We start from the raw sequence: 15,461 nt of genomic DNA on the forward strand, positions 1-15,461 counted from the left end.
ATACAGATGAAACGTTATATTGTAGGTGTTTCAGGAGCTTCTGGAATTATACTTGCTATTAAACTGATAGAACAGTTGTCTAGTATGCAACATCATGTTGAAGTTATTTTTTCTTCAGCAGCATATCAAACCTTATACTATGAGCTTGGAACTAAATCATTACTTTCTTTAATTCCTGAAGAAAATCATATCTATATTCATCAACACAGGATTAAATCTATAGATAGTAAGTTAGCTTCGGGATCTTATCATGTAGATGGTACGATTATCATTCCTTGTAGCATGGCGACAATAGCTGCACTATCTATAGGTCTTGGAGACAATCTTTTACGAAGAGTAGCAGATGTTGCTTTGAAGGAAGGTAGAAAACTCATCTTAGTTCCAAGAGAAACTCCCTTACACACTATCCATCTAGAAAATTTATTAAAGTTGAGTCAAACAGGAGCTATTATTTTCCCTCCCATGCCTATGTGGTATTTTAAACCACAAACGGTAGAAGACATTACTAATGCTATTGTAGGGAAGATTCTTGCTCTATTAGGTATAGAAAATAACTTAGAACAAGTATGGACAAACCCTACTTAATTAGTACGTCTTCCATTAATAACTTCGTGGAGGTTTTCAATAGCAATAAATGCATTGGGATCTTCTCTATGAACAATTTCTTTTAATTGTGAAAGCTGTAAACGCTCTACAACAATATAAAGAAGATGACGAGGCTCGCCAGAGAAACCGCCTTCAGCATGAATATACGTTAAGCCTATGCCTAGACTTTCCATAAGAATATGGCCTAGTTTCCTGGGGGATGAGGTAATTATAGTTACAGATTTAGTATCTTCAAAACCTAGGATCACCATATCCATAACTTTTGTAGCAATGCCATAGGTTAGTAAAGATACAAATGCTGTATGCCAGTTCTGATAAACAAGTCCTGCTAAAGCAAAAATAAAGAAGTTAACAAAGAGAATAATCTGACCAACAGTATATCCTCTTTTTTTATTGATAATGATCCCTAAAATCTCAGTACCATCTGTAGAACCTCCGTGACGAATAATCAGTCCACAGCCTGCACCAATAATAGCCCCACCTAGGACTACTGTTTCCATTTCAGAACCCTTAAATACTATAGGGCTAAATCCAAGCCACAAAGGTAAAGCATCAATAAGCCAGAGAGCACATGAAAAAATGATAACCGCAGTCATCATTTGAATAACGAAGTACTTACCAATTTGTTTGAATGCCAGAATTACAAAAGGAAGGTTGAATAAAATCAGACAAAAAGGAAGGTATTTATGACCTAGGAAATGAGATGCTATAAGAGATAGACCTACTATGCCACCGTCTATTAATTCATTAGGCACTAACACCATCTGAACACCACAGGCGGCAAGAAATCCTCCAAGAATAAACCAACTCAATGTCTTGGAAAAATATAAAGGAAAACTAAACTTTGTTAAACTAGCCCCACGGGACATCTCTAACCCCTGATTGAGTATTCGCGAGAGACGGGGCTTGAACCCGCAACTTCCGCCTTGACAGGGCGGTGCTCTAACCAATTGAACTACTCCCGCAAATGGACGCGACAGGATTTGAACCTATGACCCCCTGTGTGTAAGACAGGTGCTCTAACCGCTGAGCTACGCATCCAAATACCAGGGGCGTAGGTTAACAGAATAAATAGTTTAATCACAATCATTTTCATTCGATAAGAAAAGAAAACTCGTTGATGACAAATTATAGGGAGAGGCTGGATGATATTGAGCGTATATTCCCTAGAAACTTATTAGACTTACGTCATAACTCTAAAAGTTTCTTATATTTGCGCCGAATTTCTCCATATTTGCATTAATGAAAGTAGCAAAATGTTCCTGTAATTGCTGGAACTCTATTGGGTTCATTAAAGCTAGGGGAGTGTTCCTAACTAGTAGTGGGGTGACAGCAATGTAATTATTCATCAAAGTACGGTATTCTTCCGATAGATTCTCTTCGTCGACTATCGTCTGACAATCATGGAGGGAAAAATAACGACGCTTTCCGGTATCACTAAGTAACCTAGGCTTGCCACTAGCAAATTCTTGACCTGTAATCACAAGGCGAAGTCCTTTCCAAGATTCGTTATGCTTGCTCACAGGGAAATTCACATTAAATCCAATAACATGAGAAAAAGGTAAAGAAAGAGCGTAAAGAGCAAGAGCCTTGAATATCTCTTGTGCGTTCTCTTCTTGGAAAAAAGAAATATGTTGATCTTGAGAGAAAGCTATAGCAGGAATTCCTGAAAGTATAGCTTCCATAGCAGCTCCGGTAGTCCCTGAATAAAAAATATTCCTTCCTGAATTCGATCCATGATTGATTCCTGACAATACAAGGTCTGGTAAAGAGTCTCGAAATAGGTCACCCAAAGCTAGCTTCACACAATCTACAGGACTCCCAGAAACGCTCCATGCTCCTTGTACAGGTTGAGGGTAGTCGTACTGCTCTATACATACGGGGTAGGTGTAAGAGAAAGACATGCTTTTACCTGATTGTTCCTCCTTAGGAGAGACAATGTAAAGATCAGCAAAATCTAATTTAATTAAACTTGAGACCAAAAGGCTCATTCCTTTTGAAAAAATACCATCATCATTAGTTAATAGAATTTTCAATCGTTTGCTCATAAAAACAGCCAAGAAATAAATTGATTGCTAATAACAGAAATACAATTAATTTATAATAATATTTAATCGTTTTTTTCTTTTGAGAATTGGATAATCCAAAGCGTTCTACTGCTAGGGCAATATTATGTCTTGCCTGTGGAAATGTATGTTCCAATTCCTTTAAAATAGCCTCCGTTTTTGTCCTTAAGGAAACTACTGGACATCGGCATGTAACTCGAGCAAAACCACTTTCTTTTGCAAACTTACGTATCCAAAACTCTGGGATAAAAATTAAAGGACGTAAAATAGTAACATTGAAATGTACCATGTCGAGAACAGGAAGCATCCCTGAAAATTCTGCTTTATGCAGAATATTCATAAGAGTGGTTTGAACTAAATCATCTCGATGATGACCAAAAGCAACAGCCGAAGCTCCTATTTCCGCTGCAGCTTGAAAAAGAAGGCGTCTTCTAACTTGGGAACAAGTATAACATTCTAGAACTTCAGGTTCATAAGAAGATGCAATAGAGGTGAAGGAGACCTGAATTCTATTACAAATATTGATCAAGTATTGCTGACTTATTTCAGCACCACAAGAATATTTTCCTTTAATGTTAACAGCGTGAAGATCGAGTTTCGGGAAGCCTCTTCCTGAAATAGCTTTCAGCATTAAAAGTAGAGTAAGACTATCTTTCCCTCCACTAAGAGCAACAACAATTTTCCTATGTTTCTCTAACATTGAGTAGGTGTATAGTGCTTTCCGGACTAAACTTTCGATACGTTTGCCAACTTTAATCCAGGGAGGACTTAGATGAAGAGTAGACATGGGAAACATAGTAGACACTTAGGACAAAGCTTGCAATAAAATTTAGCTTATATGAAACTAATAGTTAGTTTTTATTTCTGGACTATTTTAACCTCTTTCCAAATCAACTTTGACTCAGGATTGCATGTCAAAAAAAATTAATAGAAACTCTCCCTGTCCTTGTGGTTCAAATAAAAAGTACAAGCAATGTTGTCTTCAAAAAAACAGCCAGCCAGCTCGTTATACCTCTGAGGGAAAATTTAAATTTTCTGCTGAAGTTCTCTCCTCAAATCAGAGCACTCATGAAAGTACTTGCTCTAAGCTATTCCAACGTCTTTCAGAGAATTTACTGATAAGCAATAATCAAACCCAAAGCAAATATCACCAAGCGACTAAAAACAAAAGCACTATTGGGAAGAGGACGATAAAAAAAGCTAAAGCTGAAGAAGAGCAATTAATTTCAGAAAAATTGAATCAATACCATTTCGAAGTTATGAACACTAGTCTTCCTGAAGAAGACAATCTTAAAAATGCTTCACAGCAAACTCAAGACCATAATGTTTCTTCAGAAGAATTTATCCCTACACAAAAAGATTACCGTGTTCAAGAAAATATAGATTCAGACTTGGAAGAAAATAACTAATCGCGTATAAACTATTTTCCTATTGGTTTTTTTATTATTGCAACAATAGGTTCCTTATTTCGCTGGAGTAGCTCAATTGGCAGAGCATTCGATTTGTAATCGAACGGTTGAGGGTTCAAGTCCTTTCTCCAGCATTCTTCGGGGGTGTCGCATAGCGGTCAATTGCATCGGACTGTAAATCCGACTCCTTACGGATACGTTGGTTCAAATCCAGCCACCCCCACTCATTCTCCACTATTATTCTTATATTTTTTATTAACAAGTTTTAATAATTTTAATTATACCTGTAATTACAAAAAATAATTAATTATTGACCATTTATTTATTTTTTGATTTTTCTTAAAAAAAATTAAAAAACAATAAATAGTTATGATTAATAATGATGATTGTTATTTTCATATAGATTCAATATTTGAAGGCGATGTTTCAACTAGTAATGTTAATACATTTGATACCCAAACTAAATCTATAGAATCTACAAAAAGTTTTTCTGTTACAAATGATGCTTCTTTTTCATCTTCAATTAATGTTGAAGGGACAACATCTGCTTCGGGACTAAACATCACTTCTACAGCAACTCAGGCTAAACTGGGATCTATAAATTTAAACGGGAATAGGTTAAGCAATGTTGCTCCTCCTCAGCATGATAGCTCTCCAGTCCCTGCAAATTATATTCGTACTCCAGAATACTTCTTCTGTTCTCTATCTGCGGGAGCTAGGCTGACTACTACCAAAAATGGAACAGTGGGAATTCTAGGAGAAGATCGGCTTATTTATCAGTCTCAAGATATCCTTTCTCACATACAAATCGTAGATTATTCCTCTACAGATAATACAGTCAAAAAAGGTCTAAGCGCTCTACAGCTATTAACCAAAGGAACTTATATCATTGATTGTGGAATCACTAAACGTTGGGGATGGAACAATGGTTGGGGAGGAACAATATTCTTAGAAGATCTTGAAGAAACTATATACAGTGCATCCAGTGTTTATAGCGGTGGAGGATATGCAGAGAGATGCGGATTGGCCACTGTAATTCAACTTACAAAAAATAATGAAAATACCTCAGGAACCCTAAATGAGGAAGGTAAAAAAAACATTATCAGACTAAGGCTAAAAGGAGGTCTTTTCATAAGTACTTCTTTTTACTTCAATGTTATCTTTTATCCGGATAGGAATTAATTATGAAAAAAAACAATTTATTAAAAGTTCCTCTCCTGTTTCTTTAACTAATAATATTGATGACGCAGGCACAGGAATTAAAGATCAAAATCTTTATTTTGAAGATGCTACGATAGATATCTCAGGAAATTTAGCTATAGATGATCAATTCCAAGCTAGATCACTTAGTGTAACAGATCAAGTGACAACAAACTGTGACCTATTTGTTGGAGGTAATGTATCAGGAAACAATGGAATGAACTTAAACGAAACAACATTATCAGGGGATATGCTGATCACTGCAAATTCTCAAGAAAGTGCTCCATTGTTTAATAATATAGCGGATCCTGTTTCTCAAAGAGATGCTATAACATACAATTATTATCAAAATAAAACACTCCAAACCTACACTTGTTGTTCTAAATATTATTCTTCTAAATCTTTCATATCATCTGACACAAATATTAGATTTAGGACTGAAGAAGCTTACAATTCTGAAAGTTATACGCTACTATACCGAAATTATTTCGATATTCCTTCTAATGGAGAGTATATCAAATTAAAAGCCCTAGGTAATTATCAAGTCTCTTATCAAATTGTGAGAAATAAGGGGGCGCATAATGGGAATGACGAGTCTACAATCTTTTTAAAATTGAATAGAGATAATCAAGAAAGCGAAATTCTATGCTCAGGAGATACTCGTGGAAACAACCGATGGGAACAAACAGGAACACCTCTATTCGCCATGTTCTCTATTACAGATCTGACAGGGAATCCTAATATCTGCGTTTTTACCAATAAGTTTATTTATCCTTATACTTCTACCATTAGCATTATCTGGTTCCCATTCCCAATAACATTTTTCGAGGAGGATTAATTATGACTACTCCTAAAACTACAGTCAGTTTCCCAACATTTGTACGCCTCAATATTATTTCTAAAGACCTCACTGAAGAAAAGAAAAATAATGCTCTTACAGTAGCAGGAAAAACAACTGCACAAAATACGAATGTAGAAAAACTTAGTTCGACAAATGGAGGGCTTCAATGCAATAAAAACTTATTCACAAAGGGGACAATATCTGCCACTTTTCAAGACAATGATACAATCAACTTTTATGGTAGAGTAAATCTACTAAATAATACTGTAAGATATACTAACAAAAGCGCGTTTAATGGAGCGCCACAGCAATATCTTCCTTTCTCTGTCTACCAAGGAACCGAACTTAAATATTGTATGCGTTCTGCGACTTCTAAAGGACATACAGGTGGTTCTGGAAATATTGTGAGATCTGTTAAATGGAACGGCTTCGATCAACAAGTAGAACATATGAATTACTCCTGCGTATATTATGGAAGCGACGGAAACTTTCTTGAGTTTGAAGCAAGTTCATCTTCTCCCAAACTGTTTCGCATTACTGTAATTTTCTGTAAGCATGGAGCCTGGTTAGATAACGGTATCGGGGGAATCATGCAATTATACGCAGTAATGGATGGTCAACAAGTTTTACTACAAGCAGGGACAACTCAAAGCACTCAGTTTAAACGGGCTAGAGCTATGCAATTTCCTCCAGTTACTTTTTTAGCAAAAAGTAATGGTTCCTTCACTTTAGTTAATGTCGGCAGAGGATTCCGAGTAGCTTACTTTTCTTGGAATGTTGTTCAACTGCCATACTATGAATCTTCTTGATTTATTGCCCGGGAAAATTGGTTTCCGGGCACTTTTTTATTATGCGTCCTACTAAATCATAACCAGCTATATCTGTAATCTCAATTAAACAACGTTCTCCGAAATTCGAAATCATTTTTGCTTCATTGACAATAATGCATGGGTCTACTTCTGGAGCCTGACCATAAAAACGCGCAGTAAACAATAGCTTACTATCAGGATGATAACCATCAATTACAGCTTCAATAACTTTCCCAATAAGTTGTTTATTATGTTTAATGACATTTTTCTTCTGCACTTGAGACAATGTCTTCAAACGTTTTAATTTTATGTTTTGTGGTATCTGATCAGGCATATCAGCAGCTGGTGAGCCCTCTTCTTGAGAATAAGGGAAAATTCCTACGTGATCTATCCATGAGCTCTTAATGAAATCTACAAGTTCTTGAAATTCTTCATCAGTTTCTCCAGGGAATCCAACAATAAAAGACGAGCGAATATATATATGAGAAATACGAGTACGCAATTTAGTTAATAGATCAAGAATTTGCTCTTTAGAAGTCGTACGACGCATATTTTTTAATATACGATTATTAATGTGTTGAATAGGAATATCAACATAGGGGAGAAGTCGGTGATCTTTCTCCATAAGATCAATAATACTGTCATCAACCTCATCAGGATATAAATACAGCATTCGAATCCAATAATCACCAGGCTCTTTAAGTAGAGTTTGTAACAGGTAGCTTAAGTAAGATTTTCTATCTGAGGAAAAATCTCTACCATAATCTCCTAAATCTTGAGCAATCAAAATGATTTCCTTAACTCCAAGATTTAAAAGTAAGCGAAATTCTTTAACTACCTGATCTACAGGTTTACTTCTTAGTTTCCCCTTAATTGTTGGGATAATACAAAAAGAGCAACGCTTACAACATCCTTCAGCTATTTTTAAATAAGCATAGTGCTTCGGAGTAGATAACTTCCTAGGAATGTCACCCATCTCTAAATAGCTTTTAGCTGATCTTTTTTCACCAGATTCTTTTGACTCAATTGCTGATAAAATATGTTCAACATCTCCAGAACCCAATAAATAGTGTATATGGGGGAGCCAGGGTGATAATTCTTCTTTATGTTTTGATACCATGCAACCAGTTAAAATAATCTTTGCATCCTTCTTTTTTGTATCAATGATGTGTTGAAGATAATCAATAGATTCATTACGAGCTGCTTTCAAAAACGCACAGGTATTTAGCACTAAGTAATCTGCTTCTGGAAGTACTTCTGTAGCCTCGTAACCGGCCTTTAACAAAATTCCGAGCATGACTTCGCTATCTACAAGGTTTCTGGAACAACCTAAACTAATAAAATGAATTTTATTTTTAGAAGTTGATTGTTTAAAAAAAACTTGCTCTTTAGTCGTCATGAAGTTCTCTATGTAATTGTAAGGAAGATTCCTTGATTCTTTTTGAAAATAAATATAACATCGTAGTTGATTTGTCATTTTCCTAAAAGGATTGATCTATGGCTAGTAAGAATCGTGAAATTATTAAACTAAAAAGTTCTGAAAGCTCCGATATGTACTGGACAGTGAAAAATAAGAGAAAAACAACTGGTCGACTAGAACTAAAAAAATATGATAAAAAACTACGTAGACACGTAATATTTAAGGAAGCTAAATAGAATTTTTACATGTTAGCTTCTTAATAAGTTTTGAGTGGCTATGAAACTTGAGCTTTTAATAGCATTGAAGTACCTAATACCAAGAAAAAAAGGTTTTCATCTGTTATTATCTCTTTGTTTTCTATAGGGGTTATTGCTTTAGTTACTTGGTTATCTATAGTATTTATTTCTGTAATACATGGCCTAGAGAAGCGATGGCTCCATGATCTTTCTAGACTTCATTCTCCAATAAAAATTTTACCCTCAGCTACTTATTATAAGTCTTATTATTATCAAATAGATAAGCACTCCGATTTATCACAATATACAACAAAAACTATAGGTGAGAAACTTACTTCTCCAATTACCGATCCCTATAATCCAGATATAGACTACTCTCTTCCTGAGTATTTCCCATTACCTGATAGGCAACCCAATGGAGAATTAAAAGATCTTGTAAAGATTATATACGAAAATTTGAATCCCTATTTAGAGAGAAACCAAGCCCAATTAGTAGAGTTCGAGGAGGGCATCGGTTATTTACATATGGATAGAGAGATTTATAGCAATAAGTTAGAGCCTCGTACACTTTCGCAATTTATAGCCTATCCAGAAAACCAGATATATCAAGATCGTGTTCTCCCATACGAACAGACAGATTATAGTTCTGACATACTAAATCCTTTTAACCGTTCTTCTAAAGACTGGAAGGCAGACTTTCAACATCTACAAACGCAGCATTACGGAGCTTCCATTATTCTTCCAGTTACTTATCGAGAATTAGGATATCGTGTAGGGGATAGTGGAAGCTTGATTATTTTCTCTCCAGAAACTCGTAGGGAATCTCCTTATCCTTTCCTTGTGATTGGATTCTATAATCCAGGACTATCTCCACTAGGGAATAAAATTGTATTCATCGATATGAAAATGGCATCCAAAATACGTTCGGAATCCTCTGGATTAGGAATGAATAACGGACTGCATGTTCTCTTTTCTAATACAAAAAAAATTACTCCCATAACAAGTGATATTGAAAACATATTAAATCAAGTTGATTTAACCGATTATTGGGAAGTTATATCACTTTACGATCATCAGCAATTCAAACCCATTTTAGATCAGTTACACAGTGATCAAATTCTGTTTTTATTGGTTTCTATCATTATCCTTATCGTAGCGTGCTCCAATATTGTCACTATGTCCATCCTTTTAGTGAATAATAAGAAAAAAGAAATCGGTATCTTAAAAGCTATGGGTATAGCACCGCGGAGTCTAAAAATTATTTTTGGTTTTTGCGGCGCAGTTTCTGGAGGTATTGGAATGATGATAGGGACTATTTTGTCTATTCTTACAATGAGAAACCTTTCGGTAATTACTAAAGGCTTAAGTTACCTTCAAGGACGAGAAGCTTTTAATTCTACATTTTTCGGACAAGGACTGCCGCAAGAACTTCATATCCCCACTATTATCTTCCTAAGTCTGGGGACTCTTTTCCTAGCAGCCATTTCAGGAAGCGTTCCTGCAAGACGAGTATCCCAAATGCCGATTTCTGATATTTTAAAGGCAGAATAAATATGCTACCCCTTATCGAAGCAAAAAATCTTTCTAAAGTTATCCAACACAATAATCAAGACCTCAGGATACTTAATAATATTAATCTTAGTATATATCCCGGAGAAGCTGTTGCTATCACTGGTGCTTCCGGAAGCGGGAAAAGTACATTACTACATTTATTAGGGACTTTAGATAAACCTTCCTCTGGAGAAATACAATTTTTAGGGAAACCTAAAGAAACATATAACCTTCCTATATTTAGAAACCGACATATTGGTTTTATTTTTCAAAATTTCTATCTCTTAGAAGATGATACAGTTATTAATAATATTTTAATTCCAGCACGAATTGCTAAGAAAAAAGTCTCTAAAAATTCAGATACATATGAAAAAGCTTCAGAACTTATAGAATCTATAGGATTATCTCATCGCATGCACACGCGATGTTCTTGCCTATCGGGAGGAGAAAAACAACGTGTAGCCATTGCCAGAGCTCTAATAAATGACCCAGAAATTTTACTTGCTGATGAACCTTCTGGGAATCTTGATGACAAAACTTCCGAATATATACACCAGCTTCTTCTTTCACAAGCAACAAGAACTCGTAGTATTCTTCTTGTCACTCATAATAAGCAATTAGCTAATCAATGCCACCGACAAGGTGTTTTACAGAACGGAGAACTTGTATTTGAAAATACATTGAATAAAGAAGGGAATTAAATCTCTTCTAGTACCACTTTACTAATGCGAGACAGCTATTAAAAGAGGCACGTAGCTCTTTCAATAAAGAAAATATAAAGTTATTACAACTTAACATTAAAATAATTTTTAAATTCCTTATCAAACTTCCTAAAATTATCTTTAGCCACCTTAGTCACAACATCTTTTATGCTTTTTATTTGGAAAAAAAATTGCATAAATTTATAATTCCCCTTCTGATTGGGATGGTCGATATTACTATGGAAAAAAGAAAAGATACGAAAACAACTCTAGCCAAAGAGGCTGATGTCAAGAGATCTTGGTATGTTATCAATGCAGAAGGGAAAACCCTAGGAAGGATTTCATCCGAGATAGCAAAAATCTTAAGAGGTAAACATAAAACAACTTTTACTCCTTATGTTGCTATGGGAGACGGAGTTATTGTTATTAATGCCGAAAAGGTTCGTTTAACTGGGAATAAAAAAGCTCAAAAAGTTTATCGTTATTACACAGGATTTATTTCTGGAATGCGCGAAGTGCCTTTTGAAAACATGTTAGCTAAAAAGCCTTCATATATTATTGAGCATGCAGTAAAAGGTATGCTGCCTAAAACTCGTTTAAGTAGACGGTTATTGAAATCTTTAAGGATATTAAAAGGAAGTTCCTATGAAGCCTTTGAAGCTCAAAAGCCGATTTTGTTAGATATTTAATTTGGTGTAGGTTGTGGTAAAAGTTACAATAAAAGAATCAGTAGCAACAGGAAGAAGAAAACAAGCTGTATCTAGTGTTCGTCTTCGTCCGGGTAGTGGGAAAATTGATGTTAATGGAAAATCCTTTGAGGATTATTTTCCACTAGAAATTCAGAGAGCCACCATCCTTTCTCCACTAAAGATCGTGGGGAGCCCTAGCGAATTTGATTTAATTATTCGTATTAGTGGAGGGGGCATTCAAGGACAAGTAATCGCAACACGATTAGGATTAGCTCGGGCTTTATTAAAGAAAAATATTGAGGTCAAACAAGAGTTAAAAACACGAGGCTTTCTAACCAGAGATCCTAGAAAGAAAGAACGTAAAAAATACGGTCATAAAAAGGCTCGTAAGAGCTTCCAGTTCTCCAAGCGTTAATTTTCGTTTATTCTTCAGAAAGACAAGTAAAGGAAATATTTTCTTTGCTTGTCTTTTTTGTTTTTTAAAAAAATGCCTTTCTTTTCTTTGGGACTCCAAAAAATGCCTTCCCTTCTTTCTTATGGAAGTAAAAGCGATCCTTAGTGAATTCTCCGTCTTTTCCTATTTCAAAATGAATAATTTTACCTAAAGATTGCAATGCATGGATTAATAGCTTAGAGCCCGTTTTTAACATAATATGAGAAATATGTGGCTCGTCATCTTCTTGTAAAAATACACATCCTCCCAGAGGAAGATTTTGAAAACTGTCTATAAAAATACAATCTCGATATTGATCTCTAGAATTCCTAGGGATGCTCCAACCATTAGCTTGAAATAGAATATGAATCAACCCAGAGCAATCTACTCCATAATTAGGGAAGCAATCATGAACACATCGACCACCCCATAAATAGGGGAAATCAAGAAATAGCTCTGATTCTTTTAGTAAATTAGCGAGTGAAAATGGTTCATTTAAAAAACGTAAATGCTTCAAATCACAAAAAACTTCTCCATCTAATAAGGATAGGGAATTCTTAGGCAAGCATACTTTTCCTGAAGTATCGACAAATAAAGGAGAACCATAGGGGAGAGGGAGATGCCAAGGCTCTAGAAAAGCATTTAATGTTTTTACCACAGCATTTGGAGCTATAAAAGATGTTGCGAATAAATTTAACTCTTTAGAGATATATCCAGGATAAGGACGCCAGACATCACAAAATTGATCATATACAATTTGAGAATACGCATAGCATTTCTTCTCTTTATTATATAAGAAACGCTCTCCGAACAATAATTGTGTTTCTAACTTACCATCTATTGACAGGAGATCAGATACAGAAGAATGTAATTGATGATATTGCATTAGTCCTCAAAATTCAGATACATTTCAAAATTAAACTTCTGTGTAAGTTAAAATACTCTGAAAAACCTCATCAGGAGAAGATTCCGCAGAGATGCGTACTAATTTCCCGAGATCCTGATAGTAATGTATCAACGGCTCTGTAGATTTTTTATAATTTTCTAATCTTTGAAGAATAATTTCTGGCGTATCATCAGAACGACGAATTAGGGGTACATGACATCGAGGACATATACGAACTCCTTGCTGACAGGAGATATAACCACATAAGGGGCAAACAAATCTAGAGCTAATTCGACGTACGACCTCTTCTTTAGATACATCTAATTGAATTACGCGATAGTGGTCATTACGTTGTGACAAAAAATTATTTAACCAAATTACTTGATCTAATGTCCTAGGAAATCCATCAATAATACAACCCGATAAACACTCAGGTGCATCTAACTTTTCCCGGATAATATTCCAAACTAAAACATCAGGAACAAGTTCTCCCTTATTTATATACTCTTGGGCTTCCATTCCAAGGGTAGAGTTCGCTTTAATAGCAAAACGCAAAAGGTCTCCCGAACTTATATGAGGTAGTCCTAACTTATTTGAAAGACGTTGTGACTGTGTCCCTTTTCCTGATCCAGGAGGGCCCATGATAATATAAAACATCGTTATCGATACAATTTCTGGTGATTCGAAACAAACTAAAATAAAAATTGTAAAAAATCCTAACACTAAAGCATGAAATATGCACGAAAAAAGTACTTTTCGTTCGATGGTTGAATTGAATTAAATTAAATGATATAATAATTTGCTTTATAATTAATAATTAATTAAAATATGTATGGCTAATCCTACAGAAAGAAACCCTTATGATAATGAACTTATAAACTCTCTTGTTGCAATATGTGAATCTCGTTCTTATCCTTTTATGATGCGTTCCAATGGTTCCCTAGAACGATTGCATATGTCTGTTCCAACCTCAAACTCGACTATTGCGAACTTGATGCTAATTAACAAGATTCCGGTTCCTCAAAATATCCCCATACATGGTGATGACAATTCCAGTTTAGGGGTTGTACCTTACGAACATCGTCGAACTTTCTTATTTTTTATAAATTCTTATTTCTTTGCAGATTATGAAAATAATGGGAGGGTGAGACACTTTATTTATAGTTTATGTAGAGCTGTAAGTATAATTTTAAATCCTCTTCTAGGTGGTGTTGTTCATAATGTATTTGTTATCCACCGCCTTGCTAAAAAATACATAAATCTAAAAACCCAAGAAAATACCATTATCCGGTTCGTGAGTAAGGATACATTTTTATCTCCATGGACAAAAGGAGAGTATATAGCCTCTGCATCTGCTATGCATCATTCCAGACGTGCTGTTCTATATCTAATAGCAGATAAAATAGGAAGTTTAATTCTTGGGATATTTGCTGTGTTAAGCATCTTAGCCTTCATAGCTTCTACCGTTTTATTCTTTAACGCAGGTTTGACTCTCTATGGGATTACGGCTGCTTTGTCAACCTGTTCATTCTCTACAGCTATTTGGAATACTAATGAAATATCGAATCACCTTCTGTTAATTGCTTGGGGGCTGGTTACTTCTATTTTCACAGGAGCATCACTCCCATTCTCAGCTATAGATCCTATGGTCATATTTGGACTTAGTGCGGGGGCACTCAGCATTGTCTTGGGGGTAACATATTTGATATTTAAATATATAAAACGCAGTTTTGCTAATCGTGCCATATCCTCTATGCATCGCTCGCTACTATCTCTACACATTAGTGAACAAATTCATAACACAAACCCTCTTGATCCATGTGTGTCTAAATTCATGGCCAACCAATGCCTATCTCCTTATAACCAATTATTAGATAATCAGCTTTTCTCGTTAGATGGCCTAGAAAGAGTCCAATTGCAACCTAATTCAATACGTTCTCCCTTTTTCCTCGATGATATGCCACCTCCCTATTATCCTGATTCTCCTCCAAGCTATGAAGAAGTTCAGCAAGCAATAAATTTAGCAAACCAAGAGGTTCAGCAAGAAATGGATTTAGCAAACCAAGAGGTTCAGCAAGAAATGGATTTAGAAAACCAAGAGGTTCAGCAAGAAATGGATTTAGAAAACCAAGAGGTTCAGCAAGAAACAGATTCAGAAAACTAAATTGAATAATAGGTAAACTTTATGGCATGTTTTTTATCTTTTGGATGTTATGATCTTTCGGAATTTTCTACTACGAAAAAGGTTGCAGCTGTAACTGTAGACATATTGACTTTCCCAATAGTCACAGCTGTAATTAGTGTGGCGGCTTTAGCTCTATTACTTATCAAGTCTCTCATTAAAATTATTGCTTATTTTCTTGAACTTTGTTGCACAACCCTAACAGGAAAGACTTTAAGTGAAGTAAATTTCTCAAAAAATTGGGGTAAATTGAAACTAGAAACACTGTGGGCTCATCTTGTTCTTATTCCTATAATAGGTAGCTTGATCCACGGATCGCTTATTACTCACAGAGCTCGCTCTGAGCATCCTGAAGAATATGATTTGATAAATTCCTGTGTGACGTTCTTAGGATCTTCGGCACACTATCTTTCAAAAGTCATTGCGTGGTAA

The 15,461-nt window shown here is 35.3% G+C and carries 16 protein-coding genes, 4 tRNA genes and 2 pseudogenes; 14 read left to right on the forward strand and 8 right to left on the reverse strand.

Translation table 11 applies throughout. The annotated features are described in order from the left end of the window. Positions 1-6: 6 nt before the first annotated feature. Positions 7-585, forward strand: a complete 579-nt coding sequence (locus tag RT28_RS01530; RefSeq protein ID WP_020356215.1) for a flavin prenyltransferase UbiX — start codon at positions 7-9, stop codon at positions 583-585. Here the strand turns inward: RT28_RS01530 and RT28_RS01535 are convergent. The 5 genes and pseudogenes from RT28_RS01535 to RT28_RS01555 all read right to left on the reverse strand — a co-directional run. Next, positions 582-1,475, reverse strand: coding sequence for a YitT family protein (locus RT28_RS01535; protein WP_038500419.1), 894 nt, complete (start codon positions 1,473-1,475; stop codon positions 582-584). The two genes, RT28_RS01530 and RT28_RS01535, sit on opposite strands and share 4 nt — an antisense overlap. Positions 1,476-1,497: 22 nt before the next feature. Continuing rightward, positions 1,498-1,571, reverse strand: a tRNA-Asp gene (locus RT28_RS01540). Between the two features lie 3 nt (positions 1,572-1,574). Beyond that, positions 1,575-1,647: transfer RNA gene (locus tag RT28_RS01545), tRNA-Val, on the reverse strand. 155 nt (positions 1,648-1,802) lie between these two features. Then, a complete protein-coding gene (gene surE, locus RT28_RS01550; protein WP_020356217.1) occupies positions 1,803-2,654 on the reverse strand; it encodes a 5'/3'-nucleotidase SurE in 852 nt (283 codons plus the stop codon). A gap of 73 nt (positions 2,655-2,727) precedes the next feature. After that, a pseudogene (locus tag RT28_RS01555) lies at positions 2,728-3,459 on the reverse strand (tRNA 2-thiocytidine biosynthesis TtcA family protein); the annotation flags it as partial. Between the two features lie 124 nt (positions 3,460-3,583). On the opposite strand from RT28_RS01555, the gene RT28_RS01560 reads away from it, so the two are divergent. From RT28_RS01560 to RT28_RS01585, 6 genes are all read left to right on the forward strand, one after another. Beyond that, positions 3,584-4,081 carry a YecA family protein gene (locus RT28_RS01560; protein WP_038500422.1) on the forward strand — a complete coding sequence of 166 codons (498 nt, stop codon included), beginning with the start codon at positions 3,584-3,586 and terminating at the stop codon, positions 4,079-4,081. A 61-nt stretch (positions 4,082-4,142) separates the two neighbouring features. After that, a tRNA-Thr gene (locus RT28_RS01565) sits at positions 4,143-4,215 on the forward strand. 6 nt (positions 4,216-4,221) lie between these two features. Next, positions 4,222-4,304: transfer RNA gene (locus RT28_RS01570), tRNA-Tyr, on the forward strand. Between the two features lie 146 nt (positions 4,305-4,450). Continuing rightward, positions 4,451-5,263 (forward strand): hypothetical protein, encoded by an 813-nt coding sequence (locus RT28_RS01575; protein ID WP_038500426.1) that lies wholly within the window; start codon positions 4,451-4,453, stop codon positions 5,261-5,263. Further along, complete coding sequence (locus tag RT28_RS01580; RefSeq protein WP_038500429.1) at positions 5,235-6,119, forward strand: hypothetical protein; 885 nt, start codon at positions 5,235-5,237, stop codon at positions 6,117-6,119. The genes RT28_RS01575 and RT28_RS01580 overlap by 29 nt, the downstream gene beginning before the upstream one ends. A 2-nt stretch (positions 6,120-6,121) precedes the next feature. Next, positions 6,122-6,931: a hypothetical protein gene (locus RT28_RS01585; protein WP_038500432.1), complete on the forward strand. Its 810-nt coding sequence runs from the start codon at positions 6,122-6,124 to the stop codon at positions 6,929-6,931. Between the two features lies 1 nt (position 6,932). Here RT28_RS01585 and rimO read toward each other — a convergent pair whose 3' ends face one another. Next, positions 6,933-8,330: a 30S ribosomal protein S12 methylthiotransferase RimO gene (gene rimO / locus RT28_RS01590; RefSeq protein ID WP_020356224.1), complete on the reverse strand. Its 1,398-nt coding sequence runs from the start codon at positions 8,328-8,330 to the stop codon at positions 6,933-6,935. 98 nt (positions 8,331-8,428) lie between these two features. Here rimO and rpmG point away from each other — a divergent pair, with 98 nt between their 5' ends. The 5 genes and pseudogenes from rpmG (at position 8,429) to rpsI (ending at position 11,943) form a co-directional block, all read left to right on the forward strand. Then, positions 8,429-8,587: a 50S ribosomal protein L33 gene (gene rpmG / locus RT28_RS01595; RefSeq protein ID WP_020356225.1), complete on the forward strand. Its 159-nt coding sequence runs from the start codon at positions 8,429-8,431 to the stop codon at positions 8,585-8,587. 40 nt (positions 8,588-8,627) lie between these two features. Further along, positions 8,628-10,138 (forward strand): annotated as a pseudogene (locus RT28_RS01600) (ABC transporter permease). Between the two features lie 2 nt (positions 10,139-10,140). Next, entirely contained in the window at positions 10,141-10,839 is a 699-nt protein-coding gene (locus RT28_RS01605) for an ABC transporter ATP-binding protein (protein ID WP_020356227.1), read from the forward strand. A 239-nt stretch (positions 10,840-11,078) separates the two neighbouring features. After that, positions 11,079-11,528 (forward strand): 50S ribosomal protein L13, encoded by a 450-nt coding sequence (rplM, locus tag RT28_RS01610; protein ID WP_020356229.1) that lies wholly within the window; start codon positions 11,079-11,081, stop codon positions 11,526-11,528. Between the two features lie 13 nt (positions 11,529-11,541). Next, positions 11,542-11,943, forward strand: a complete 402-nt coding sequence (rpsI, locus tag RT28_RS01615; RefSeq protein WP_020356230.1) for a 30S ribosomal protein S9 — start codon at positions 11,542-11,544, stop codon at positions 11,941-11,943. A gap of 64 nt (positions 11,944-12,007) precedes the next feature. On the opposite strand, the gene RT28_RS01620 is transcribed toward rpsI, so the two are convergent. Both RT28_RS01620 and RT28_RS01625 read right to left on the reverse strand, forming a co-directional pair. Further along, entirely contained in the window at positions 12,008-12,847 is an 840-nt protein-coding gene (locus tag RT28_RS01620) for a C40 family peptidase (RefSeq protein ID WP_038500437.1), read from the reverse strand. Between the two features lie 30 nt (positions 12,848-12,877). Further along, on the reverse strand, positions 12,878-13,504 hold the full coding sequence (locus RT28_RS01625; RefSeq protein WP_020356232.1) for an adenylate kinase: 627 nt from the start codon (positions 13,502-13,504) through the stop codon (positions 12,878-12,880). Positions 13,505-13,679: 175 nt separating this feature from the next. Between RT28_RS01625 and garD the strand changes: the two genes are divergently transcribed. Both garD and RT28_RS01635 read left to right on the forward strand, forming a co-directional pair. After that, on the forward strand, positions 13,680-15,011 hold the full coding sequence (gene garD, locus RT28_RS01630) for an inclusion membrane protein GarD (protein ID WP_240991530.1): 1,332 nt from the start codon (positions 13,680-13,682) through the stop codon (positions 15,009-15,011). 21 nt (positions 15,012-15,032) lie between these two features. After that, positions 15,033-15,461: a hypothetical protein gene (locus RT28_RS01635; protein WP_038500440.1), complete on the forward strand. Its 429-nt coding sequence runs from the start codon at positions 15,033-15,035 to the stop codon at positions 15,459-15,461.

Origin of the sequence: Chlamydia avium 10DC88 (assembly GCF_000583875.1) — a bacterium.
In the GTDB taxonomy this organism is placed as follows: domain Bacteria; phylum Chlamydiota; class Chlamydiia; order Chlamydiales; family Chlamydiaceae; genus Chlamydia; species Chlamydia avium.

Bases quoted from the DNA above. Each gene is read 5' to 3' on its own strand.
- RT28_RS01530 (WP_020356215.1), top strand. From the start codon at position 7: ATGAAACGTTATATTGTAGGTGTTTCAGGAGCTTCTGGAATTATACTT.
- RT28_RS01535 (WP_038500419.1), bottom strand. From the start codon at position 1,475: ATGTCCCGTGGGGCTAGTTTAACAAAGTTTAGTTTTCCTTTATATTTT.
- surE (WP_020356217.1), bottom strand. From the start codon at position 2,654: ATGAGCAAACGATTGAAAATTCTATTAACTAATGATGATGGTATTTTT.
- RT28_RS01560 (WP_038500422.1), top strand. From the start codon at position 3,584: ATGTCAAAAAAAATTAATAGAAACTCTCCCTGTCCTTGTGGTTCAAAT.
- RT28_RS01575 (WP_038500426.1), top strand. From the start codon at position 4,451: ATGATTAATAATGATGATTGTTATTTTCATATAGATTCAATATTTGAA.
- RT28_RS01580 (WP_038500429.1), top strand. From the start codon at position 5,235: ATGTTATCTTTTATCCGGATAGGAATTAATTATGAAAAAAAACAATTT.
- RT28_RS01585 (WP_038500432.1), top strand. From the start codon at position 6,122: ATGACTACTCCTAAAACTACAGTCAGTTTCCCAACATTTGTACGCCTC.
- rimO (WP_020356224.1), bottom strand. From the start codon at position 8,330: ATGACGACTAAAGAGCAAGTTTTTTTTAAACAATCAACTTCTAAAAAT.
- rpmG (WP_020356225.1), top strand. From the start codon at position 8,429: ATGGCTAGTAAGAATCGTGAAATTATTAAACTAAAAAGTTCTGAAAGC.
- RT28_RS01605 (WP_020356227.1), top strand. From the start codon at position 10,141: ATGCTACCCCTTATCGAAGCAAAAAATCTTTCTAAAGTTATCCAACAC.
- rplM (WP_020356229.1), top strand. From the start codon at position 11,079: ATGGAAAAAAGAAAAGATACGAAAACAACTCTAGCCAAAGAGGCTGAT.
- RT28_RS01620 (WP_038500437.1), bottom strand. From the start codon at position 12,847: ATGCAATATCATCAATTACATTCTTCTGTATCTGATCTCCTGTCAATA.
- RT28_RS01625 (WP_020356232.1), bottom strand. From the start codon at position 13,504: ATGTTTTATATTATCATGGGCCCTCCTGGATCAGGAAAAGGGACACAG.
- garD (WP_240991530.1), top strand. From the start codon at position 13,680: ATGGCTAATCCTACAGAAAGAAACCCTTATGATAATGAACTTATAAAC.
- RT28_RS01635 (WP_038500440.1), top strand. From the start codon at position 15,033: ATGGCATGTTTTTTATCTTTTGGATGTTATGATCTTTCGGAATTTTCT.